Consider the following 21,125-nt stretch of genomic DNA (forward strand, 5'->3'; position numbering starts at 1 on the left):
CGCTTCACTTCCAGAGCATCAGGTGCTCGACGACAGGCCCCAGGGCCAGGGCCGGCACGTAGTTCAACAATCCCACCAGCAGCACCGTGCCGATGAGCAACAGCACGAACAGCGGCCCGTGCGTGGGCAACGTGCCCGCCGTCACCGGCACGCGCGGCTTGGCCGCCAGCGCGCCCGCCATGGCCAGTACCGGCACGATCACCGCGAAGCGGCCCAGCCACATCGCCACGCCGAGCAGTGCGTTGTAGAAAGGTGTGTTGGCCGACAGGCCTGCGAAAGCGCTGCCGTTGTTGTTGGCGGCCGAGGTCAGCGCGTAGAGGATCTCGGAGAAGCCGTGCGCCCCGGGATTGGCGATGCCCGCCCTGCCCTGCGCGGCAATCACGGCAACGGCAGTGCCCAGGAGCACCAGCAGCGGCGTCACGAGGATGATGATGGCGCTGACCTTCATCTCGTAGACCTCGATCTTCTTGCCCAGGTACTCCGGCGTGCGGCCGATCATCAGGCCGGCGATGAACACCGCCAGAACCGCGAACACCAGCATGCCGTACAGGCCCGACCCCACGCCGCCGAACACCACCTCGCCCAGCTGCATCATCACCAGCGGCACCATTCCGCCCAGCGGTGTGAACGAGTCGTGCATGGCCACCACCGCGCCGCAGGACGCGGCGGTCGTCACCACCCCGAACAGGGCCGAGGCGTTGATGCCGAAGCGAAGCTCCTTGCCTTCCATGTTGCCCATCGACGGATCGACGCCCAGCGCCACCAGCAACGGGTTGCCGGCGCTTTCCGCCCAGGTGGCAGCAACCACGGCCACAACGAAGATCAGGGTCATCGCCGCCAGGATCGCCCAGCCCTGCCGGGTGTCGCCCACCGCCCGGCCGAAAGCCAGGCACAGCGCCGCCGGGATGGCGAAGATGGCCAGCATCTGCACCAGGTTGGTCAGCGGCGTAGGGTTCTCGAAGGGATGCGCCGAGTTGGCATTGAAGAAACCCCCGCCGTTGGTGCCGAGCATCTTGATCGCCTCCTGCGAGGCCACCGGGCCCATGGGCAATTGCTGGTGGACGCCGGCAGCCAGCGTCGTCACGTCACGGTAGGGATCGAAGTTCTGGATCACGCCCTGCGAGACGAAGAACACCGCCAGCCCGAAGGCAATCGGCAGCAGCACCCACAGCGTGATGCGCGTGAGGTCGGCCCATGCATTGCCGATGGCGCCAAGGCGCGGCGCGCCGGCGCGACCTTCGCCGCGCGCGGCGAAGCCGCGGATCAGTGCAAAGGCAACCGCGATGCCGGTGGCGGCGGACAGGAAGTTCTGCACCGCCAGCCCCAGCATCTGCGTGAGGTAGCTCATGGTGCCTTCCCCTGCGTAGCCCTGCCAGTTGGTGTTGCTCACGAAGCTGATGGCCGTGTTGAACGCCGAATCCGGCGACACGGCTCCCATGCCCGCAGGATTGAGCGGCAGCACGCCCTGGGCGCGCTGCAGGGCGTAGAGCACCACGGCGCCCAGCACGTTGAAAGCCAGCAGGGCCAGCGCATAGTCGCGCCAGCCCATCGACGTGCCTGGCTGCACGCCGGCAAGCCGGTACAGCGGCGCTTCGACGCGCTGCATCCAGCGCGGCAGACGGCCGGCGATCAATGCCGCCAGGCCGCGGCCCAGCGGCCAGGCCACAAGGCCCAGCAGCAGAAGGAACAAGGCCAGGAGGCCCCAGGCGCGGGCGTCCATGGTCAGAACTCCTCGGCGCAGATCAGCGCGAACACGAGGTAGGCCAGCAGCAGAATCGCCAGCAGTGCACCCAGCCCGTAGAGAGCCTCCAAGGGAATCATGGCCGCTCTCCCCGCGGCCCGCCGAGGCGATCGAGCCCTGCTGCCAGTGCCGCGACGAGCAGCCAGAGCATTGCCAGCACGGCAATCCAGACGATATCCATTCAACTCACCTGCCATTCGAAAGAACATGGCAGCGAGTCTGCGGAGTACCGCATCAAGATGTCGCAGAGACTGGCGGCGCCGGCGTAAAGAAAGTGTCAATGCCGGCGCGGCGCCGACGCCGCGCCGACGGCAGTCAGTCCGCCAGCCGCCCCGCCGTCAGCCGCAGCACGCGGTCGCAACGCGCAGCCAGCGACTCGTCGTGGGTCACCACCACGAAGGCGGTGCCGCGCTCGTGCGCGAGCTTGAGCATCAGCGCGAACACGGTGTCGGCGGTGCTGCGGTCCAGGTTGCCGGTGGGTTCGTCGGCCAGCACGCAGTCCGGGCCGGTGACCAGGGCGCGGGCGATGGCGACGCGCTGGCGCTCTCCGCCCGACAACTCGGCAGGCCGGTGCGCCAGCCGCTCGCCCAGGCCGACCAGCGTCAGCATCCCGGCGGCCTGCTGGCGCGCCTGCGCCGTGGGCATGCGGCGGATGCGCAGCGGCATGGCGACGTTGTCCAGCGCGCTGAATTCGGGCAGCAGGTGGTGGAACTGGTAGACGAAGCCCAGGTGCAGATTGCGCAGCCGGCCCTGCTCGGCGGCGTCCTGGCGCGCCATGTCCTCGCCATGCAGCTCGACGCTGCCGGCGGTGGGACGGTCCAGGCCACCCATGAGGTGCAGCAGCGTGCTCTTGCCCGAGCCGGAGGCGCCGACGATGGCGAGCGTCTCGCCCGCATGCACGTCCAGGTCCACGCCGTGCAGCACGGTCAGGTCGATCCGTCCTTCATGGAAACGCTTGGTCAGGCCGCGCACGCGCAGGACGGCGCTGCCGCCGTGGGCCTCGGCCTGCGCCGCCGCCTGTTGCAGCATGGCTTCCTCATTCATAGCGCAGCGCCTCCGCCGGATTGACGCGGCTGGCGCGCCAGCTCGGATAGAGCGTGGCGAAGAAGGCCAGGATCAGCGAGATGACGGTGATGGGAACGATGTCCGAGGACTGCGGATCGCTGGGCATGCGGTTGATGAGGTAGATGTCCTTGGGCAGGAAGCTGGCGTGGAAAAGGCGCTCGAGCGCCGGCACGATGACGTCGATGTTGCAGGCCACCAGCAGCCCCAGGCCGAGGCCGGCCAGCGTGCCGATGACGCCCACCATCGCCCCCTGCACCACGAACACCCCCATGATGCTTTTCGGAGTGGCGCCGAGCGTGCGCAGGATGGCGATGTCGGCGCGCTTGTCGGTCACCGTCATCACCAGCGTCGAGACGAGGTTGAAGGCCGCCACCGCGACGATCAGCGTCAGGATGATGAACATCATGCGTTTTTCGACCTGGACGGCGGCGAACCAGGTCCGGTTCTGGCGCGTCCAGTCGCGGATCAGGAAGTTGCCGGGCAGCGTGCCTGCAAGTTGGTCGGCCACCTCGCGCGCCTGGTTCAGGTCCTTGAGCTTCAGGCGCACGCCGCTGGGGCCCTCCAGGCGGAACACCTTGGCCGCGTCCTGGTCGTGGATCATGGCCAGGCTCGAGTCGTATTCGTAGTGGCCCGTCTCGAAGGTGCCAACCACGGTGAACTGCTTGAGCCGGGGCACCACGCCGGCCGGCGTGACCTGCCCGCCGGGCGCGATCAGCGTGACCGTGTCGCCCTCGCGCACGAACAGCGAGCGCGCCAGGTCGCTGCCCAGCACGATGCCGAAGCCGCCGGGCACCAGGCGCGACAGGGCGCCCTTCTGCGCCGTCGTCGCCAGGTCGGTGACCTCGGGTTCGAGCGCGGGATCGATGCCTCGCACCAGTACGCCCTTCATGTCTTCGCCGCGCGCGAGCAATGCCTGCGTGGCGATGAAGGGAGCCACGCCGACCACCTGCGGGTTCTTGCGGGCGTCCTGCATGACCGCGCCGATGTCCTGCAGGGCCTGGCCGTCGGGCGAGAGGATCTCGATATGCGAGACCACGCCCAGCATGCGGTCGCGCACCTCCTTCTGGAAGCCGTTCATCACCGAGAGCACGATGATCAGCGCCGCCACGCCCAGCGCGATGCCGAGCATCGACACGCCGGAGATGAAACTGATGAAGCCATTGCGCCGCGTGGCCCGGCCGGCACGCGTGTAGCGCCAGCCGAGTTGCAGTTCGTAGGGAAGTTGCATAGAGACTGGAAATCGGCTCCGCCGGTGCAGGCCGGACGAGAGCGCGGAAGGGATCGATCGGCCGGATTGTGGCATCGAGTCGACAATAGCCCCATGTCCGTGTCAGAACCCGTCCGCCATGTCATCGTCCCCTTTGCCGGCCGCCAGTCGCCGGGATGCCGAGCGGCGCTGGCACAACTGAGCCTGCCCCGGCTTGGGAAACTGCTCGCGAGAATGCAGCCGGTGCAGGAGGATGCGCAGGACGAGGGCACCCTGTCGCCGCCGCACGAACGCGCGCTGGCCGCGGCGCTGGGCCTGCCGGCGCCGGACGGCGCCATTCCGTGGGCCGCCCGGCAGGCGCGGCTGCAGGGCCTGCCGCCCTTGCCGCCCGGCCAGGGCTGGAGCCTTGTGACCCTTTGCCATTGGCAGGTGGGCATCGATGACGTGGCGCTGGGCGATCCGCGCGCGCTGGTCATCGAGCCGGACGAGTCCGACGCGTTGCTGGCCGTCCTGCAGCCTTTTTTCGCCGAGGACGGCATCGCCCTGCATGCCGGACCCCGGCCCGGGCAGTGGCTGGCCGGCGGTGCGCTGTTCGACCACCTGCCCACGGCGTCGATCGATCGCGCCGTGGGGCGGCCGATCTCCGAGTGGTCGCCCCTGACCGACGCCGCGCGCCCGCTGCGTCGCCTGCAGAACGAAACACAGATGTTGCTCTACACCCATCCACTGAACGAGGCACGCACGCAGCGGGGCCTGCCCCCCATCAATTCCTTCTGGGCCAGCGGCACCGGCACGCTGCCGGACGACACGGCGCCCGCCGGGCCGGCGCCCGCGGTAGACGACCGGTTGCGCGGCCCCGCGCTGATCGACGACGCGCCGGGCTGGGCCGAGGCCTGGCAGGCTCTGGACTCCGACGTGATGGCGTCGCTGCTGACCGATCTGGAAGCCGGCGCGCAGGTGCGGCTGACCTTGTGCGGCGACCGCGCCGCGCGCAGCTACGCGGCGCGCCAAGGCGGCGGCCTCGGCATGCTCGCCCGCCGGCTGCTCGAGCGCCTTCCTGCGGCGGCCGCCGTGCTGGGGGACCTATGAGCCGGGAGACCGCTGCATGAGCGGCGCCATGAAGATCTCCGCGCGCGAAGTGCCGCCCCGCAGCGCCTGGGCCCTGGAGCAGGCCGGCGTCCACCCGCTGCTGGCGCGGCTGTTCGCTGCGCGCGGCGTGAACGGCCAAGACGACCTGGACGACACCCTGGCCCGCCTGCTGCCGCCGGACACCCTGCGCGGCACGCGCGAAGCCGCCGTGCTGCTGGCCGACGCCGTGGCCGCAGACCGCCGCATCTGCATCGTCGCCGACTACGACTGCGACGGCGCCACCGCCTGCGCCGTGGCGCTCCGGGGCCTGCGCCGACTCGGGGCGCGTCAGGTCACGTACCTGGTGCCCGACCGCGTGGTCGATGGCTACGGCCTGACACCGAGCATCGCCCGGCGCGTCGCCGAGCGCGGTGCCGACCTGCTCGTCACCGTCGACAACGGCATCGCCAGCGTCGACGGCGTTGCGGCCGCACAGGCGCTGGGGCTGTCGGTCCTGGTGACGGACCATCACCTGCCCGGTCCGGAGCTGCCGGCGGCCGACGTGCTGGTCAACCCGAACCATCCGGACTGCGGCTTCGGCAGCAAGTGCATCGCCGGCGTCGGCGTGATGTTCTACGTGCTGCTGGCGCTGCGCGCCGAACTGCGCGCGCGCGGCGCCTTCGACGCCGCGCCTGCCGCGCCAGCGGGCGGGACACCGGTCGCAGGCCGGCCGCAGCCGCGGCTGGACGACCTGTTGCCGCTGGTGGCGCTCGGGACCGTGGCCGACGTGGTGCGGCTGGACGCCAACAACCGCCGACTGGTGGCGCAGGGCCTGCGGCGGATCCGCGCCGGCGTGCTGCCGCCCGGGTTGGCCGCGCTGTTCAGGGTGGCCGGCCGCACGCCGGCGGCGGCCACCACCTTCGACTTCGGCTTCGCGCTGGGCCCGCGCATCAATGCCGCCGGCCGGCTGGCCGACATGACGCTGGGCATCGAATGCCTGTCCACCGACGATGCAGCGCGCGCCGAGGAACTGGCCCGCATGCTCGACGAGATCAACCGCGAGCGCCGCGGCATCGAAGGCGAAATGCGCGAACAGGCATTGCTCGTGGCCGAACGGATGTTCGCAGACGACCAGGCGCCGCCGGCGGCGATCACCGTGTTCGACCCCGAGTTCCACGAAGGCGTGGTGGGCATCGTCGCCTCGCGCATCAAGGACCGATACCACCGGCCCACCTTCGTCTTCGCCGCCAGCGGCGCCGAGGGCAAGTCCGGCGAACTGAAAGGCTCGGGCCGCTCGATCGCCGGCTTCCACATGCGCGACGCGCTCGACCTGGTGGCCAAGCGACACCCCGGGGTGCTGCTTCGCTTCGGCGGTCACGCCATGGCGGCCGGCTGTACGCTGGCGCGCGACCGGCTCGGCGAATTCCAGTCCGCATTCGCCCAGGTCGCGGCCGAATGGCTGGACGCCGCAACGCTCACCCGGCGGCTCGAAACCGACGGGCCGCTGGCCCCCGAATACCTGCGCATCGACCTGGTCGACACGCTGCAGCGCGAGGTCTGGGGCCAGGGCTTCGCGCCGCCCACCTTCAGCGAAGAGGTGGAGGTCCTGTCACAGCGCCTGCTCGGGGAAAAGCACCTGGCGCTGAAGCTGCGGCACCAGGGCCGGCCGGTCGATGGCATATGGTTCGGCCATACCGAGCCGCTGCCGCCGCGCGTGGTGCTTGCCTACAGGCTGGAGGCCGACGAATGGCAAGGCGTGCGGCGCGTGCGCTTCATGATCGAGGGCGCGGAACTGCCGGCCACCGGAACCACTCAAGGACACAAGCGATGAAGACCTTTGACACCTGCCCCGTCCATCCGCGGCGCCTGCTCCGCTCGCCCACCGCCATGGCCCTCGCTGCCGCCGCCGCGGTGGCGCTGAGCGCCTGCGGCACGAACGGCTCGCCGGCCGCGGACGCGGGCCTGGGGCCGGCGGTCCGCTTCGTCTGCAACGACACCCCGCCGTCGACGATCGTGGCGCGCTATCGCCAGCCCGACGCATCGTCGATGACGCTCAGGCGCGCCGACAGCGTCGCCGAACTGCAGCGCCAGCCGGCCGCGAGCGGCGCGCGCTACGAAGGCGCCAACGTCCAGTTCTGGGAACACCAGGGCGAAGTGCAGTTGCGCTGGGGCCCGAACGCGATGCCGCTGCGCTGCGTGCGCCAAGGCTGAGGGGCCGACATGGCAGTGGGTTGGTATTCCGTCCTCAAGATGGTCCCCTGGACCGAAGTCATCAGCAACGCGCCGCAGATTGCCGAGACCGCGAAGAAACTGTGGGGCAACGTCGCCAGGAAGGCACCGGGCACGGCCGGGGGCGGCGAGGACGCTCCGCCCCTGTCGGCGCCGCGCACGCCCGAGGCACGGCTGGCGCACCTGCAGGCCCGCCTGGACGCAAGCGACGCAGCACTGGAAGAACTCCACCGGCAGATGGTCGAGTCCACCGCCCTGATCGATACCCTGGCCAGCCAGAACGCGCTGCTCATCCGGCGCGTAGAGGCCAATCGACTCCTGGTGCGCTGGCTGCTCGGCGCCGTGCTGGTGCTCGGCATCGCCGCCGTGAGCGCGCTGTGGATGGTGCTGGCCGCCGCCGGTTGACGGCCTCAAGTGCATGCGGCGCGGCGGCCGCGCCTGTTCGTCAACGGCGCGGCGTCAGCCGCTCCCCAGGCAGCAACTCGTAGGGCGGTGTCCAGCCGGGCAGCTGCTGCTGCAAGCGGTCGAGCCATCGCGCCATGGCCGGAAAGTCGCGGCCGATGTCGTAGCCGCTCTCCTCGGCCGGAAAGTACAGGTAACCGGCCAGCGACATGTCCGCGATCGTGGGTTGCCGGCCCACCAGCCAGTCTTGCGACGCCAGGTGCTTCTCGACGATGGAGAAGGCGCTGTCGATCCGGCCCTTGAGCCAGCGCTCCACCGCCGGGTCAGGTGCCGAGGGCGCGAAGGACTTCAGAAAGCGCCAGGTCGCCAGGAAACTCGTGAACTTGTGATTGTCGAAGAACAGCCAGCGCAGCGCTTCGTCCTGCTCGTCCTCGGTCGCACCGCCGTAGGCGCCGTGCCTGCGCGCCAGGTGGACGAGGATGGCGCCGGACTGCGTGCGCCTGCGTCCGCCCTCATCCTCGAGCACCGGCACTTCGCCCATGGCGTTGTTCGCCTGGCGCCAGGCGTCGGTGCGCGTGAGCCCGCCGACGAACTCGCCGAACGGCACATGGACCGGCGTCCAGGGCTGCCCCAGGGCTTGCAGCATCATCGCCACCTTGTAGGTGTTGCCCGATTGGGCGAAGCCGTGCAGCTTGTACATCTGTTTCGTTCCTCTTCTCGTGGTCAATGGGGTTGCGGCGGTCACGCCGCCGGCGCGGACAGCTTGAGCTTCATCCCTTCGTGCGTGGCGACGAAGCCCAGCTGCTCGTAGAAACGCAGCGCGTCGGGCCGCTGCTTGTCGGTGGTCAACTGCACCAGATGGCAGCCGCGCTCGCGTGCCCGGGCGATGGCCCACTCGAACAACCGGCGGCCCACGCCGGCCGAGCGCCAGGACTCGTGCACGCGCACGCCCTCGATGGTGGCGCGCCAGCCGCCCTGGTGCGTGATGTAGGGCGTGCAGGTCAGCTGCAATACGCCCACGACCTGGCCGTCCCCGCCCTCGGCCACGACGAGCTCGTTGTTCGGATCGCGCGCGATCGCCTCGAACGCACTCAGGTAGGACGGCGGCAGCGGGTCCTCGAGACGCTCGCGCTGCGCCCCGAGCGGGTCGTTGGCCAGCATGGCGACGATGGCGGGCAGGTCGGCGGCCGTGGCGCCGCGAAAGCGAAGCGTCTGGGACAACATCCCGCGATCGTACGATCAATGCGGCCGGCGCGCGGCGAACGGCTCAGATCTCGAAACCGGGCTGCAGTTCGCGCAGCTTCCTGATGGCCACGCCGGCCGCCGCGGTGCGCGTCTCCACGCCCAGCTTGACGTACACGCGCTCGAGGTGCTTCTTGGCCGTCGCCGGGCTGCTTCCGATGATCTCGCCGATGTCGCGGTTGGTCTTTCCCTTGATCACCCAGTACAGCACCTCGGCCTCGCGCGGCGTGAGCTTGAGCGCCAGGCTCATGGTCTCGATCACCGAGCTGTCGGAGGATTCGCGCAGGATCAGCAGCCACTCGTCGTGGCCCTCGTCGTGGGCGGTCTGCTGATGCAGCCGGATGCTCAGGCTGGCGCCGCCCTGCGCCATGACCAGCGGCGGCGGCTCGAGCTGGCGCTGCACCGCGTCGTCGAGATGGCGACGCAGCCAGTCGAGCACGGCCTGCGGCGCGTCGGGCGCCTGCGTGCCGCAATAGCGCAGGAACAGGTCGCGCGCCAGGCCGGTCTGCCAGATGATGCGGCCCTGCGGCCACTGCACGGTGGCACTGGCATAGCCGAAGGCGTCCAGCGCGTTGCGCGCCTGTCCAGCCTGGCGCGCCTGCTGGCGCGACGCGCGCGCGCCCTGCAGGTGCACGTTCATGCGGGCGAGCACTTCCTTGGGCTTGATCGGCTTGGTCACGTAGTCGACACCGCCCGCCTCCAGCGCGGCCACCAGGTGCTCGGTCTCGGTCAGCCCGGTCATGAAGATGATGGGGATGGCTGCGGTGGCGGCGTCGGCCTTCAGGCGACGGGCGACCTCGAAGCCGTCCAGGCCCGGCATCATGGCGTCGAGCAGCACGATGTCCGGTCGCGCCTGCGCCGCGCGCGCCAGCGCCTGCTCCCCGTTCGTGGCCACCAGCACGGTGTAGCCCGATTCGTCCAGCGCGTCATGCAGCACGGCCAGGTTGTCGGGCACGTCGTCGACGATCAGCACCAGGTCGCCGCCGTCTGCGCTTTCGCGCAGGCTGCGGGCAAGCGACGGAGCTTCGGTGGCGGGCGGCGGGGCGTCGTGCGTCATCATCGGTGGGCGGATTCGCTGTGTTCGCCGGACTCGGCCAGCGAGCGGCTGAGCGCGTCCAGGTCGAAGCGGCGCGCCAGGGCGCGCTGGCGTTCGGTCCAGGCGACGCACTCGGGCTGGGCCCGGTCGATCTCGTCGAGCTGCGTCATGATGCCGCGCAGGTAGCCCAGTCCGACGGCTTCCTCCAGCCGGCGGATGTGGCCGGCGTCCGGGACCTGCAACGGCGCCGCCGCGGCATCCTGCGCCGAGGCGCCGGCATGCACCGGCTCGGCGGTCCAGGCCAGCGCCAGGCGCTGTTCCAGCCAGTCGAGCAGCTCGGTGTGGCGCACCGGCTTGACGAAGAAGTCTTCCGGCGTGATGCCCACGTCGTTCTCGAGCCGCTTGTCGAAGGCGTTGGCCGACACGATGGCGATTGCGGTGCGGTCGAGCCCGAGCTTGCGTGCGCGGCGGATGGTCTCCCAGCCGTCGATGCCCGGCATGGCCAGGTCGACGAACATGGCGTCCGGCCGCAGGCCGGCGGCCACCAGGTCGAGCGCGTCGTGGCCGCTCGCCGCGGTCCGGATCTCGAAACCCAGCGGCGCCAGCACGTCGACCAGCAACTGGCGGTCGGCCTCCTCGTTGTCGACCACGAGGAGTTGCCGACGCGCCCCCAGGTAGCCCAGTCGTGCCGCCGCCGTGGCCGGGCGCGACGCGCCGGGCTCGGTCGCCCGCGCGTCGTGCAGCCGCGGCAGGAACAGGCGCACGCGGAACACCGAGCCCTCGCCCGGCGTGCTGCGCAACGACATCTCGCCGCCCATCAGGTCGGTCAGCATCTTGGCGATCGTCAGGCCGAGGCCGGCGCCACCGACGGCGACACCGGCCCCGCGCGCGAATGGCTCGAACACGCGCTGGACCTCGTCGGCCGACATGCCGGGGCCGGTGTCCTCGATCTCGAGCGCCGCGAACTCGCGCGCGTAGCTCAGCCGGAACACGACATGGCCGCGCGTGGTGAACTTGATGGCGTTGCCCAGCAGGTTGATCAGGATCTGCCGCACGCGCTTCTCGTCCGCGCGCACCACTTCCGGCAGCGCGCCGGAGGGCTCGAAGCGAAAGGCCAGCCCCTTGTCCTCGGCCTGCAGCTCGAACATGTCGGCCAGTGCCTGCATGGTCTGCGCGAACGGCATGGGCCGGGCGTGCAGCGTGAGCTTGCCGGCCTCGATGTGGGCGATGTCCAGCGTGCCCTCGATCAGCTGCAACAGGTGCTCGCCGCCGCGCTTGATCACGGCCACGGCCTGGCGGCGGTGCGGGGGCACGGCCTGGTCCTCGCCCATCAGCTGGGCATAGCCCAGGATGCTGTTGAGGGGCGTGCGCAACTCGTGGCTGATGGCGCTGATATAGCGGCTCTTGGCCTGGTTGGCGGCATCGGCGGTGCGCTTGGCGGCCTGCAAGGCGCGGTCGGTCTCGCGGTGCAGCTCGATCTCGCGCATCAGCAGGAGCGTCTGCCGGTTGGATTCTTCCTGCGCCACCTTCCGGCTCTGGTGCGCCAGCACGAGCCACCAGGCGACGATGCCCGCGATCAGCAGCACCGCCATCGAAGCCTTGAGCATGCCGGCCCGCAGCGCCTGCGCCGCGATGTCCGCCGCGCCACCGTCGACCAGCGCGCGCAGCTCCTGCCGGTACAGCACGCCGAATACCGCCGCGAGCAGCGGCACGATCACCAGCATGAGCAGCAGGAAGTGCCCCAGCCCGGTGTCGAGGTAGCGCCAGCCGCCCCGCGGCAGCACCGCGCGCAGGACCGCCGACCATTGCGCCGCCAGGCTCGCATGCGGCTTGCACAGGTCGCCGCAGCGCGCGTCGAGCGTGCAGCACAGCGAGCAGATCGGCCCCTGGTAGGCCGGGCAGTGCGCCATGTCCGGGCCCTCGTACGTGCGCTCGCAGATCACGCAGCGCTGCAGGGCGCCCGGGCCCGCGCCGTTGCCACGTGGGGCCCGGTTGACCGCGACGGCGGCCGGTCGCGGATCCTCCGTCCGGGCGAGGTAGTAGCGGCCGCGCGTGGCCCACGCGATGAGCGGCGCCGCCACGAAGGCCGTCCCCAGCGCGATGAGCGCCGAGAACGCCTGCGCCAGCGGCCCGAAGGCACCGAGGTAGGCCACGATCGACAGCAGCGACGCCAGGGCCATGGCGCCCACGCCGACCGGGTTGATGTCCCACAGGTGCGCCCGCTTGAACTCGATGCCCGGCGGCGACAGGCCCAGCGGCTTGTTGACGACCAGGTCGGCCACCACCGCCATCATCCAGGCGATCGCGATGTTGGCGTACAGCCCGAGCACGTCGCCCAGCGCCTCGAACACGTCCATCTCCATCAGCATGAAGGCGATCAGCGTGTTGAAGACCACCCAGACCACGCGGCCCGGGTGGCTGTGCGTCACCCGCGAGAAGAAATTGCTCCACGCCAGCGAGCCGGCATAGGCATTGGTCACGTTGATCTTGAGCTGCGAGATGACCACGAACAACGCCGTTGCCCACACCGCCCAGGTGTAGTTGGGAAAGACGTACTCGTAGGCGGCCAGGTACATCTGGTTCGGGTCGACCGCGCGCTCGGGCGGCACCATGTGCGAGATGGCCAGGTAGGCCAGCAGCGCGCCGCCCAGCATCTTGGCCACGCCCAGCAGGACCCAGCCCGGCCCGCCGGCCAGCACGCCCAGCCACCAGCGGCCGCGGGTGGCGCGGGTTCGCGCCGGCATGAAGCGCAGGTAGTCGGCCTGCTCGCCCATCTGCGTGATCAGCGCGATGCCCACCGTGAGCGCCGCACCAAAAAGCGGCAGCTGGAAATCGGGCGAGGCGCTGTGCGCCCCGTTGTAGTGCGTGATGCCGTCGAACGCACCAGGATCGCGCAGCAGCACGTAGCAGAACGGCACCACCAGCATCAGCAGCCAGACGGGCTGTGTCCACAACTGCAGGCGGCTGATGGCCGACACGCCGTGCGTGACCAGCGGGATCACCACCAGCGCGCAGACCAGGTAGCCCCAGGCCGGCGGAATGCCCAGGGCCAGCTCCAGGGCGTAGGCCATCACCGCCGCCTCGAGCGCGAAGAAGATGAAGGTGAAGCTCGCGTAGATCAGCGAGGTGATGGTCGAGCCGATGTAGCCGAAGCCCGCCCCGCGCGTCAGCAGGTCCATGTCCACGCCGTAGCGCGCGGCATAGACGCTGATGGGCAGGCCGGCCAGGAAGATGATCAGCCCCGTGCACAGGATCGCCCAGAACGCGTTCATGAACCCGTACTGCACCAGCAGCGTGGCGCCCACCGCCTCCAGGATGAGGAACGAAGCGGCGCCGAACGCCGTGTTGGCCACGCGCCATTCGGACCACTTGCGGAAGCGCTGCGGCGTGAAGCGCAGCGCATAGTCCTCCAGCGTCTCGCTGGCCACCCAGCTGTTGTAGTCGCGCCGCACCTTCACGATGCGCTGCGGCGCCTCCGGCGCTTCGGGAGCGGCGGCCGAGCCGGGGGCGGGTGTCGAGGCGGACGTGGTCACGGTCACATTGGGTGCAACACTCGTGCCGGGCGGCATGATCGTTGCAAACTATGTGTCAACCGTTGATAGTCGAGCCCCATGGAACTGACGCCCCGAGAAAAAGACAAGCTGCTGATCTTCACCGCCGCCCTGCTGGCCGAACGCCGCCGGGCCCGCGGCCTCAAGCTCAACTATCCCGAAGCCGTGGCCCTGCTTTCGGCCGCCGTCATGGAGGGCGCGCGCGACGGCCGCAGCGTGGCCGACCTGATGAGCGAGGGCCGCACGCTGCTGTCCCGCGACGACGTGATGGAGGGCGTGCCCGAGATGCTGCCCGACATCCAGGTCGAGGCGACCTTTCCGGACGGCACCAAGCTGGTGACGGTCCATCAGCCCATTCCGTGATTTCCGCCTCCCGCCCCGCCGCGCACCGGACCGCCGGCCGGCGAGCGGGCCAGCCGCAACCTTGAACAAGCCCTGACCATGACCCACCGCACCGCATTCCGTACCCTTGCCGCGCTCGCCGGCCTCGCCGCCTCGTCGCTCGCCCTCGCCCATCCCGGCCACGGCCTCGAAGGCCCCCACTGGCATGCCACCGACGCTGCGGTCTACCTGGCCCTGGCGCTGGCGGTAGGGGCCGCCGTCTGGTTGGGCCGCAAGTGAGCGGGGCCGAACGGACATGATTCCCGGCGAACTGATCACCGACGGCGGCGAGCACACCCTGAACCGGGGCCGCCGCGTGCTGACGCTGGTGGTGCGAAACACCGCCGACCGGCCGATCCAGGTCGGCTCCCACTACCACTTCGCCGAGACCAACGGCGCGCTCGACTTCGATCGCGAGGCCGCGCACGGCATGCGGCTGAACATCGCGTCGGGCACCGCGGTGCGCTTCGAGCCCGGCCAGCAGCGCACGGTCGAACTGTGCGACTTCGGCGGCGCCCGCGTCGTCTACGGCTTTCGCGGCCTGATCCAAGGAACCCTCTGATGGCAACCATCTCCCGGCGCGCCTACGCCGAGATCTTCGGCCCCACGGTGGGCGACCGCGTCCGCCTCGCGGACACCGACCTCCTGATCGAGGTCGAGGAAGACTACACGCTGCGTGCCGGCGGCTACGGCGAAGAGGTGAAGTTCGGCGGCGGCAAGACCATCCGCGACGGCATGGCGCAGGGCCAGCGCGCCCGGTCCGAGGGCACGGCCGACACGGTCATGACGAACGCCCTGATCCTCGACCACTGGGGCATCGTCAAGGCCGACATCGGACTTCGCGACGGGCGCATCATGGCCATCGGCAAGGCCGGCAACCCGGACGTGCAGCCCGGGGTGGACATCGTCATCGGCCCCGGCACCGAGATCATCAGCTGCGAGGGCATGATCGTCACCGCCGGCGGCATCGACAGCCACATCCACTTCATCTGTCCACAGCAGATCGAGGAAGCGCTGGCCGCCGGGATCACCACCATGCTCGGCGGCGGCACCGGCCCGGCCACGGGCACCTTCGCCACCACCTGCACGCCGGGGGCCTGGCACATCGAGCGGATGCTGCAGGCGGCCGAGGCCTTCCCCATGAACCTGGGATTCCTGGGCAAGGGAAACGCCAGCCTGCCGCAGGGCCTGCACGAGCAGATCGAGGCCGGCGTGATCGGCCTGAAGCTGCACGAGGACTGGGGCACCACCCCGTCGGCCATCAGCAATTGCCTGGACGTGGCCGATGCCACCGACACCCAGGTCGCCATCCACTCCGACACGCTCAACGAATCGGGCTTCGTCGAGGACACCATCGCCGCCGTGGGCGGGCGCGCCATCTGCGCCTTTCACACCGAGGGCGCCGGCGGCGGCCACGCGCCGGACATCCTCCGGGTGGTGGGCGAGGCCAACTTCCTGCCGTCGTCGACCAACCCGACGATGCCCTACACGGTCAACACGCTGGACGAGCATGTCGACATGCTCATGGTGTGCCATCACCTGGACGCCGGCATCGCGGAAGACCTGGCATTCGCCGAGTCACGGATCCGCAAGGAGACCATCGCGGCCGAGGACATCCTGCACGACATGGGCGCGATCAGCATGATGAGCAGCGACAGCCAGGCCATGGGCCGCGTCGGCGAGGTCATCCTGCGCACCTGGCAGACGGCGCACAAGATGAAGCAGCAACGCGGCACACTGGCGGAGGACAGCGAGCGCAACGACAACTTCCGCGCCAAGCGGTACGTGGCCAAGTACACGATCAACCCCGCCATTGCCCACGGCATCGCCCACGAGGTGGGCAGCATCGAGGTCGGCAAGTGGGCCGACCTGGTGGTATGGAAGCCGGCATTCTTCGGCATCAAGCCCTTCACGATCGTCAAGGGCGGCGCCATTGCGCTGGCGGCGATGGGCGATCCGAACGCCTCGATCCCGACGCCGCAGCCGGTGCACTACCGCCCGATGTTCGGCGCCTTCGGCGGTGCGCTGGCGCGGGGGTCCCTGACGTTCGTATCGCAGGCGGGGCTGGATGCCGGCATTGGGGAGCGCTTCGGGTTGGCCAAGACCCTGAGCGCGGTGCGCAACATCCGCGGAGTGCGCAAGAAGCACATGGTGCACAACGGATTGACGCCGGCCATGGAGATCGACGCGCAGACCTACGCCGTGCGCGCCGATGGACAGTTGCTGACCTGCGAGCCGGCCAAGGTGCTGCCCATGGCGCAGCGCTACTTCCTGTTCTGAAGCCTCAGCGCTCGACGGCCGGCTGGACGATGACCTCGACCCGGCGGTTGGGCGCGTTGCACTCGATTCGCGAGCGGGTCGCGGGGCCGGCGCCGCAGTCGGTGACGGGCTCGCGGCTTCCGACGCCTTCGGCCCGGATCCACTCGGACGTGACGCCGCTGCTCACCAGCACACGCCGTACCGATTGCGCGCGTTCGCGTGAGAGTACGAGGTTGGAAGATGCGCGCCCGATAGGGTCAGCGTGGCCGCGTACCGAGATATTCAGCGGGCCTTCGGCGGCCTTCTCGCGGATCTCGGCGCCCAGGCGCCCGATTTCGGCGCGGCCTTCTGCCGTGATGGCCGCGGAGTCGCCTCTGGCAAAGTCGAACAGCACGTCGGACTTGAGCGTGTAGATGGTGCGCTCGGCCTCCGGCTCGCAGGGCATCACGGCCTGGGCCCGGTTGACCACGAAGCGAAGCTCGCGCATGTCGGCCAGCATCGGTTCCATTTTTTCGCGGCCGTAAGGCACCAGTTCGCCGGCGCCACCGTCGGAGACGGCGACGAAATAGGTGTTGCCGCCCTTGAGCTCAACCTGCGTCCTGGGATGCGCCTTGCCCGCGAAGAAGGGCTCGTCGCCGACATAGGCCTCGATGTTGTGCTGGCCCGGCGCCACGCAGAAGCGGGTGTAGGTGCCCGGCAGCAGGGCGGTGTTGAGCGAACCGTCGATATAGACATGCGCTCCCTGCCGCGCAGCCGGGTCGCCCGGCGGAAGGCTCTTGCGCATGACCACCAGCTGGGCCTGGCCTTTCGCAACCCCGGGCACGGGGTGGTATGCCGCGCCTTGGCTCAGATCGACCGCTTGCGCATGGCACAGGCCGGACGCCCCCATGCACACGGTGGCCGACGCCAGCAAGACCGCGGCCCGGGTCCGGGACGCCAGCTTTCCTGTGGACATATTGAATTTCAGCATATTTGTTAAATCCGGAGTGCCAATTGGCGACATTTATCAAAACAAATCAACCACCCATGGCGATCAATAGGCAAACAAATATATCGACTATCGGCGCAACCGGGCGTGATTCATTTCACCCAATCACGTCATTAGAATCAATTCAATGCGCAAATCAATATTGATTTTTCAAACCTGATTTCTTTGTCAAACCGACGATGGAAAGTCGGCCCGCATCGCGACCGGCGGCACGTCACGAGGACACTCCCCGATGGGCGCGGTAATTGCAGTGACAATCCGGGCAACCTCGATCACTTTCATCGTCGCGCGGCGCCGACACGCCGCCGCCCACATCACTTCGCGCTCCTGCCCATGCTCACCGCCAACAAACTCGTTCCCCAAGGTCGCGGCCTCGCCCCGGTTCTCCTCAGGCGCGCCGCCACCGTGGAACTGGACTGGGACATCCGCCAGAAGAGCCGCTTCGACTGCACCGACTCGCAAGGCCGGCGCCTGGGCGTGTTCCTGTCCCGGGGCGCCTGCGTGCGGGGCGGCGACGTGCTGGTGGCCGAAGACGGGTCGCTCGTGCGGGTGGTGTCGGCGCCTCAGCCGGTACTGGTGATCACGCACTGCCCGCAGCACGGCACGCCCTTCGACCTGACGCGCGCGGCCTATCACCTGGGCAACCGGCATGTGCCGATCGAGCTCAGGCCCGACCATCTGAAGATCGAGCCGGACCACGTGCTGGCCGACATGCTGCGCGCCATGCACCTGATCGTGCGGGAGGAAAGCGCCGCTTTCGAGCCGGAAGGCGGCGCCTACGGGGCCAGCGCCACCGGCCACGGCCACGGCCACGGCCATCAGCACGAACACGGCCACAGCCACAGCCACGATCACGGCCACGATCACAGTCATTCCCATTGACCCTTCGCGATGACTCCCGCACCCAGCGATCCCGCCAGCCTGCTGCAGCTCATCTGGTTGGCCTCGCCGGCGCTCCCGGTGGGCGGTTTCGCCTATTCGGAAGGCCTGGAATCCGCCGTTGAACTGGCCGGCGTCTCCAGCGAGTCCGCAGCCGCCGACTGGCTGGACGACCAGTTGCACCTGGGCCTGGCACGCGGTGACCTGGCGGTGCTGGCGCAGGCCATCGCCGCATGGCGCGCCGCCGACCACGCGCGCATCGCCGCCCTGAACGACTGGGTGCTGCAAACCCGCGAATCGGCCGAATTCCTGCTGCAGACACAGCAGATGGGCCGGTCCTTCGTCGAGTGGCTGAAGCTGCACCACGAGGACGCGGCCGACGTGTTCGGCGCATTGCCGGCGAGTTATCCGGTGGCTTTCGCCTTCGCCGTGGCCCGCACGAGCGCCAGCGTGCGCGACGGCTGCCTGGCCTTCGCATTCGGCTGGGCCGAGAACATGACCGGTGCCGCCGTCAAGGCGGTGCCGCTCGGGCAGGGTGCCGGCCAGCGCATCCTGGCACGCCTGGCCGCGGTCATTCCCGCTGCGGTCGAGCACGCCATGGGGCTGTCCGACGACGAGCGGCAGGCGTTCACGCCGATGCTCGCCGTGCTGTCGTCCCGGCACGAAACCCAGTATTCACGCCTTTTCAGAAGCTAGTTCCAGATCCTCCGCCACACGACCATGAGCGCCGCCCTGCACCACATTCCCCATCGCACCAAGAACCTGCCGCCGCTGCGCGTGGGCATCGGAGGCCCGGTCGGCTCGGGCAAGACCACCCTGCTCGAGATGCTGTGCAAGCGCATGCGCGAGCAGTACGACCTGGTGGCCATCACCAACGACATCTACACCAAGGAAGACCAGCGCCTGCTCACGGTGGCCGGCGCGCTGCCGGCCGAACGCATCATCGGCGTGGAAACCGGCGGCTGTCCGCACACCGCCATCCGCGAGGACGCGTCGATCAACCTCGAGGCGATCGATCGCATGCTGGCCACCTTCCCGGACGCCGACGTGGTCTTCGTCGAGAGCGGCGGCGACAACCTCGCCGCCACCTTCAGCCCCGAGCTGAGCGACCTGACCATCTACGTGATCGACGTCGCCGCCGGCGAGAAGATTCCGCGCAAGGGCGGCCCGGGCATCACCAAGAGCGACCTGTTCGTCATCAACAAGACCGACCTGGCCCCGTACGTCGGTGCCGACCTGTCGGTAATGGAAGCCGACACGCAGCGCATGCGCAAGAACCGGCCGTACGTGATGACCAACCTGAAGACGCAGGACGGGCTCGACCAGGTGATCGCGTTCATCGAGGAACGCGGCATGCTGCGCGAGTAGCGCTACAGCGGCAGGGCGGTCGTGCGCTTGATGCTCTCGAGCACGAAGCTCGTCTTGCAGTCCTGCACGCTGGGGTGCTTGAGCAGGGTGTCCATGACGAAGCGCGAGTAGTGCGCCATGTCGGCCACCATCACGCGCAGGAGATAGTCCATCTCGCCGGTGAGCGAGCTGCATTCGACCACTTCGGGCCAACCCTGCACGCTGGCGCGAAAGGCGTCCATCGGGCTGCGCTTGTGGGTTTCGGCATGCTTTTCCAGCCGGACGTTGATGTAGGCGGTCAATGCCAGGCCGACCCGTTCGGGGCGCACCAGCGCCACGTAGCGGTCGATCACGCCCGACTCCTCCAGCCGCCGCACCCGCCGCAGGGTGGCCGAAGGCGACAGGCCCACCCGCTCGGCGATCTGCTCGTAGGTGGCGCGCCCGTCCGCCTGCAGCAGTTCGAGCACGCGGAGATCCAGTCGATCGAGTTCGGTTTGTGCGTTCATTCCACTGATTTTGCAGGTTTCCTGCGCGCAGGGCCGCTCGGCAGCCGAAATATGCATCAAGCGTGCTTGAGGAATTCGTAGCATCCCATCTCATCCAACCCTCTCAATCCCCACGCTCAAGCGCCCCACCGGAGACACATATGGCCGATCTTTTCGACAACCCCATGGGCCTGCAAGGTTTCGAGTTCGTCGAGTTCGCCTCGCCCACGCCCGGCATCCTGGAGCCGATGTTCGAAGCCCTGGGCTTCTCGCTGGTGGCGCGCCACCGCTCGAAGGACGTGGTGCTCTACCGCCAGGGCGACATCAACTTCATCGTCAACCGCGAGCCGCACAGCCCGGCTGCGTATTTCGCCGCCGAGCACGGACCGTCGGCCTGCGGCCTGGCCTTCCGCGTGAAGGATTCGCACAAGGCCTACGCCCGCGCGCTCGAACTGGGCGCCCAGCCGGTCGAGATGGCCACCGGCCCCATGGAGCTGCGCCTGCCGGCGATCAAGGGCATCGGCGGCGCGCCGCTGTACCTGATCGACCGCCATGAAGACGGCAAGTCCATCTACGACATCGACTTCGAGTGGGTCGAAGGCGCCGACCGCCGCCCGCCGGGCCACGGCCTGTCGGTCATCGACCACCTGACCCACAACGTCTATCGCGGCCGCATGGCCTTCTGGGCCGGCTTCTACGAGCGGCTGTTCAACTTCCGCGAGATCCGCTACTTCGACATCCAGGGCGAATACACCGGGCTGACGTCCAAGGCGCTGACGGCGCCGGACGGCAAGATCCGCATCCCGCTGAACGAGGAATCGTCCAAGGGCTCCGGCCAGATCGAGGAGTTCCTGATGCAGTTCAACGGCGAAGGCATCCAGCACATCGCGCTGCTCACCGACGACATCCTGGGCACCATCGACAAGCTGGGCCTGGCCGGCGTGCCGCTGCTGGACGCGCCCAACGAAATCTATTACGAGATGCTGGAAACCCGCCTGCCCGGCCACGGCCAGCCGGTGGCCGAGCTGCAGGCGCGCGGCATCCTGCTCGACGGCACCACCGAAGGGGGCACGCCGCGCCTGTTGCTGCAGATCTTCTCCAAGCCCACCTTCGGACCGGTGTTCTTCGAGTTCATCCAGCGCAAGGGCGACTACCGCGACGGCTTCGGCGAAGGCAACTTCAAGGCGCTGTTCGAGTCGATCGAGCGCGACCAGATCCGCCGCGGCGTGCTGCAGACCGCCTGAG

At 69.2% G+C, this 21,125-nt stretch carries 22 protein-coding genes; 12 read left to right on the forward strand and 10 right to left on the reverse strand.

What is annotated here, in order from left to right; genetic code table 11:
• Positions 1 to 4: 4 nt before the first annotated feature.
• The 4 genes from kdpA to VES41_RS01250 form a co-directional block, all read right to left on the reverse strand.
• Positions 5 to 1,720: a potassium-transporting ATPase subunit KdpA gene (gene kdpA / locus VES41_RS01235; RefSeq protein WP_324811952.1), complete on the reverse strand. Its 1,716-nt coding sequence runs from the start codon at positions 1,718 to 1,720 to the stop codon at positions 5 to 7.
• A gap of 2 nt (positions 1,721 to 1,722) precedes the next feature.
• A complete protein-coding gene (locus VES41_RS01240) occupies positions 1,723 to 1,821 on the reverse strand; it encodes a potassium-transporting ATPase subunit F (RefSeq protein ID WP_324811954.1) in 99 nt (32 codons plus the stop codon).
• Between the two features lie 235 nt (positions 1,822 to 2,056).
• A complete protein-coding gene (gene lolD, locus VES41_RS01245; protein ID WP_324812248.1) occupies positions 2,057 to 2,770 on the reverse strand; it encodes a lipoprotein-releasing ABC transporter ATP-binding protein LolD in 714 nt (237 codons plus the stop codon).
• Between the two features lie 7 nt (positions 2,771 to 2,777).
• Positions 2,778 to 4,034, reverse strand: a complete 1,257-nt coding sequence (locus tag VES41_RS01250) for a lipoprotein-releasing ABC transporter permease subunit (protein ID WP_324811957.1) — start codon at positions 4,032 to 4,034, stop codon at positions 2,778 to 2,780.
• Between the two features lie 93 nt (positions 4,035 to 4,127).
• On the opposite strand from VES41_RS01250, the gene VES41_RS01255 reads away from it, so the two are divergent.
• From VES41_RS01255 to VES41_RS01270, 4 genes are read left to right on the forward strand one after another with little or no spacing between them, the layout of a single operon-like run.
• Positions 4,128 to 5,102, forward strand: a complete 975-nt coding sequence (locus tag VES41_RS01255) for a hypothetical protein (RefSeq protein ID WP_324811960.1) — start codon at positions 4,128 to 4,130, stop codon at positions 5,100 to 5,102.
• 28 nt (positions 5,103 to 5,130) lie between these two features.
• Positions 5,131 to 6,912, forward strand: coding sequence for a single-stranded-DNA-specific exonuclease RecJ (recJ, locus tag VES41_RS01260; protein WP_324811962.1), 1,782 nt, complete (start codon positions 5,131 to 5,133; stop codon positions 6,910 to 6,912).
• The gene (locus VES41_RS01265; protein ID WP_324811965.1) at positions 6,909 to 7,292 is read left to right on the forward strand and encodes an MliC family protein; all 384 of its coding nucleotides are present in this window, start codon (positions 6,909 to 6,911) and stop codon (positions 7,290 to 7,292) included. Before recJ ends, VES41_RS01265 begins: the two co-directional genes overlap by 4 nt.
• A 9-nt stretch (positions 7,293 to 7,301) precedes the next feature.
• The gene (locus VES41_RS01270; RefSeq protein WP_324811968.1) at positions 7,302 to 7,715 is read left to right on the forward strand and encodes a hypothetical protein; all 414 of its coding nucleotides are present in this window, start codon (positions 7,302 to 7,304) and stop codon (positions 7,713 to 7,715) included.
• A 40-nt stretch (positions 7,716 to 7,755) separates the two neighbouring features.
• Here the strand turns inward: VES41_RS01270 and VES41_RS01275 are convergent, their stop codons facing one another.
• The 4 genes from VES41_RS01275 to VES41_RS01290 are packed head-to-tail and all read right to left on the reverse strand — an operon-like array spanning position 7,756 to position 13,559.
• Positions 7,756 to 8,412, reverse strand: a complete 657-nt coding sequence (locus VES41_RS01275) for a glutathione S-transferase family protein (protein WP_324811970.1) — start codon at positions 8,410 to 8,412, stop codon at positions 7,756 to 7,758.
• A 41-nt stretch (positions 8,413 to 8,453) separates the two neighbouring features.
• On the reverse strand, positions 8,454 to 8,933 hold the full coding sequence (locus VES41_RS01280) for a GNAT family N-acetyltransferase (RefSeq protein ID WP_324812251.1): 480 nt from the start codon (positions 8,931 to 8,933) through the stop codon (positions 8,454 to 8,456).
• Positions 8,934 to 8,979: 46 nt separating this feature from the next.
• Entirely contained in the window at positions 8,980 to 10,014 is a 1,035-nt protein-coding gene (locus VES41_RS01285) for a response regulator transcription factor (RefSeq protein ID WP_324811972.1), read from the reverse strand.
• A complete protein-coding gene (locus VES41_RS01290; protein ID WP_414718982.1) occupies positions 10,011 to 13,559 on the reverse strand; it encodes an ATP-binding protein in 3,549 nt (1,182 codons plus the stop codon). The genes VES41_RS01285 and VES41_RS01290 overlap by 4 nt, the downstream gene beginning before the upstream one ends.
• 42 nt (positions 13,560 to 13,601) lie before the next feature.
• On the opposite strand from VES41_RS01290, the gene VES41_RS01295 reads away from it, so the two are divergent.
• From VES41_RS01295 to ureC, 4 genes are all read left to right on the forward strand, one after another.
• Positions 13,602 to 13,904 (forward strand): urease subunit gamma, encoded by a 303-nt coding sequence (locus VES41_RS01295; RefSeq protein ID WP_324811977.1) that lies wholly within the window; start codon positions 13,602 to 13,604, stop codon positions 13,902 to 13,904.
• 78 nt (positions 13,905 to 13,982) lie between these two features.
• A complete protein-coding gene (locus tag VES41_RS01300; protein WP_324811979.1) occupies positions 13,983 to 14,162 on the forward strand; it encodes a hypothetical protein in 180 nt (59 codons plus the stop codon).
• Between the two features lie 16 nt (positions 14,163 to 14,178).
• Entirely contained in the window at positions 14,179 to 14,484 is a 306-nt protein-coding gene (locus tag VES41_RS01305) for an urease subunit beta (protein ID WP_324811981.1), read from the forward strand.
• A complete protein-coding gene (ureC, locus tag VES41_RS01310; RefSeq protein WP_324811983.1) occupies positions 14,484 to 16,202 on the forward strand; it encodes an urease subunit alpha in 1,719 nt (572 codons plus the stop codon). The genes VES41_RS01305 and ureC overlap by 1 nt, the downstream gene beginning before the upstream one ends.
• 4 nt (positions 16,203 to 16,206) lie before the next feature.
• Here the strand turns inward: ureC and VES41_RS01315 are convergent, their stop codons facing one another.
• Positions 16,207 to 17,136 carry an OmpA family protein gene (locus VES41_RS01315; protein WP_324811986.1) on the reverse strand — a complete coding sequence of 310 codons (930 nt, stop codon included), beginning with the start codon at positions 17,134 to 17,136 and terminating at the stop codon, positions 16,207 to 16,209.
• 366 nt (positions 17,137 to 17,502) lie between these two features.
• On the opposite strand from VES41_RS01315, the gene ureE reads away from it, so the two are divergent.
• The 3 genes from ureE to ureG are packed head-to-tail and all read left to right on the forward strand — an operon-like array spanning position 17,503 to position 19,416.
• Positions 17,503 to 18,051 (forward strand): urease accessory protein UreE, encoded by a 549-nt coding sequence (gene ureE, locus VES41_RS01320; protein ID WP_324811990.1) that lies wholly within the window; start codon positions 17,503 to 17,505, stop codon positions 18,049 to 18,051.
• A gap of 9 nt (positions 18,052 to 18,060) precedes the next feature.
• The gene (locus VES41_RS01325) at positions 18,061 to 18,744 is read left to right on the forward strand and encodes an urease accessory protein UreF (RefSeq protein WP_324811993.1); all 684 of its coding nucleotides are present in this window, start codon (positions 18,061 to 18,063) and stop codon (positions 18,742 to 18,744) included.
• A gap of 24 nt (positions 18,745 to 18,768) precedes the next feature.
• Positions 18,769 to 19,416, forward strand: a complete 648-nt coding sequence (gene ureG / locus VES41_RS01330) for an urease accessory protein UreG (protein WP_324811995.1) — start codon at positions 18,769 to 18,771, stop codon at positions 19,414 to 19,416.
• A gap of 2 nt (positions 19,417 to 19,418) precedes the next feature.
• Here ureG and VES41_RS01335 read toward each other — a convergent pair whose 3' ends face one another.
• Complete coding sequence (locus tag VES41_RS01335; RefSeq protein ID WP_324811998.1) at positions 19,419 to 19,901, reverse strand: Lrp/AsnC family transcriptional regulator; 483 nt, start codon at positions 19,899 to 19,901, stop codon at positions 19,419 to 19,421.
• Between the two features lie 140 nt (positions 19,902 to 20,041).
• Between VES41_RS01335 and hppD the strand changes: the two genes are divergently transcribed.
• On the forward strand, positions 20,042 to 21,124 hold the full coding sequence (gene hppD / locus VES41_RS01340) for a 4-hydroxyphenylpyruvate dioxygenase (RefSeq protein ID WP_324812000.1): 1,083 nt from the start codon (positions 20,042 to 20,044) through the stop codon (positions 21,122 to 21,124).
• Position 21,125 lies beyond the last annotated feature (1 nt).

Origin of the sequence: Variovorax sp., from assembly GCF_035634955.1 — a bacterium.
Classification (GTDB): domain Bacteria; phylum Pseudomonadota; class Gammaproteobacteria; order Burkholderiales; family Burkholderiaceae_C; genus Variovorax.

Excerpts from the sequence above, each read along its gene's own strand:
- kdpA (WP_324811952.1), bottom strand. The coding sequence starts at position 1,720 with ATGGACGCCCGCGCCTGGGGCCTCCTGGCCTTGTTCCTTCTGCTGCTG.
- VES41_RS01240 (WP_324811954.1), bottom strand. The coding sequence starts at position 1,821 with ATGATTCCCTTGGAGGCTCTCTACGGGCTGGGTGCACTGCTGGCGATT.
- lolD (WP_324812248.1), bottom strand. The coding sequence starts at position 2,770 with ATGCTGCAACAGGCGGCGGCGCAGGCCGAGGCCCACGGCGGCAGCGCC.
- VES41_RS01250 (WP_324811957.1), bottom strand. The coding sequence starts at position 4,034 with ATGCAACTTCCCTACGAACTGCAACTCGGCTGGCGCTACACGCGTGCC.
- VES41_RS01255 (WP_324811960.1), top strand. The coding sequence starts at position 4,128 with ATGTCCGTGTCAGAACCCGTCCGCCATGTCATCGTCCCCTTTGCCGGC.
- recJ (WP_324811962.1), top strand. The coding sequence starts at position 5,131 with ATGAAGATCTCCGCGCGCGAAGTGCCGCCCCGCAGCGCCTGGGCCCTG.
- VES41_RS01265 (WP_324811965.1), top strand. The coding sequence starts at position 6,909 with ATGAAGACCTTTGACACCTGCCCCGTCCATCCGCGGCGCCTGCTCCGC.
- VES41_RS01270 (WP_324811968.1), top strand. The coding sequence starts at position 7,302 with ATGGCAGTGGGTTGGTATTCCGTCCTCAAGATGGTCCCCTGGACCGAA.
- VES41_RS01275 (WP_324811970.1), bottom strand. The coding sequence starts at position 8,412 with ATGTACAAGCTGCACGGCTTCGCCCAATCGGGCAACACCTACAAGGTG.
- VES41_RS01285 (WP_324811972.1), bottom strand. The coding sequence starts at position 10,014 with ATGATGACGCACGACGCCCCGCCGCCCGCCACCGAAGCTCCGTCGCTT.
- VES41_RS01290 (WP_414718982.1), bottom strand. The coding sequence starts at position 13,559 with ATGCCGCCCGGCACGAGTGTTGCACCCAATGTGACCGTGACCACGTCC.
- VES41_RS01295 (WP_324811977.1), top strand. The coding sequence starts at position 13,602 with ATGGAACTGACGCCCCGAGAAAAAGACAAGCTGCTGATCTTCACCGCC.
- VES41_RS01300 (WP_324811979.1), top strand. The coding sequence starts at position 13,983 with ATGACCCACCGCACCGCATTCCGTACCCTTGCCGCGCTCGCCGGCCTC.
- VES41_RS01305 (WP_324811981.1), top strand. The coding sequence starts at position 14,179 with ATGATTCCCGGCGAACTGATCACCGACGGCGGCGAGCACACCCTGAAC.
- ureC (WP_324811983.1), top strand. The coding sequence starts at position 14,484 with ATGGCAACCATCTCCCGGCGCGCCTACGCCGAGATCTTCGGCCCCACG.
- VES41_RS01315 (WP_324811986.1), bottom strand. The coding sequence starts at position 17,136 with ATGTCCACAGGAAAGCTGGCGTCCCGGACCCGGGCCGCGGTCTTGCTG.
- ureE (WP_324811990.1), top strand. The coding sequence starts at position 17,503 with ATGCTCACCGCCAACAAACTCGTTCCCCAAGGTCGCGGCCTCGCCCCG.
- VES41_RS01325 (WP_324811993.1), top strand. The coding sequence starts at position 18,061 with ATGACTCCCGCACCCAGCGATCCCGCCAGCCTGCTGCAGCTCATCTGG.
- ureG (WP_324811995.1), top strand. The coding sequence starts at position 18,769 with ATGAGCGCCGCCCTGCACCACATTCCCCATCGCACCAAGAACCTGCCG.
- VES41_RS01335 (WP_324811998.1), bottom strand. The coding sequence starts at position 19,901 with ATGAACGCACAAACCGAACTCGATCGACTGGATCTCCGCGTGCTCGAA.
- hppD (WP_324812000.1), top strand. The coding sequence starts at position 20,042 with ATGGCCGATCTTTTCGACAACCCCATGGGCCTGCAAGGTTTCGAGTTC.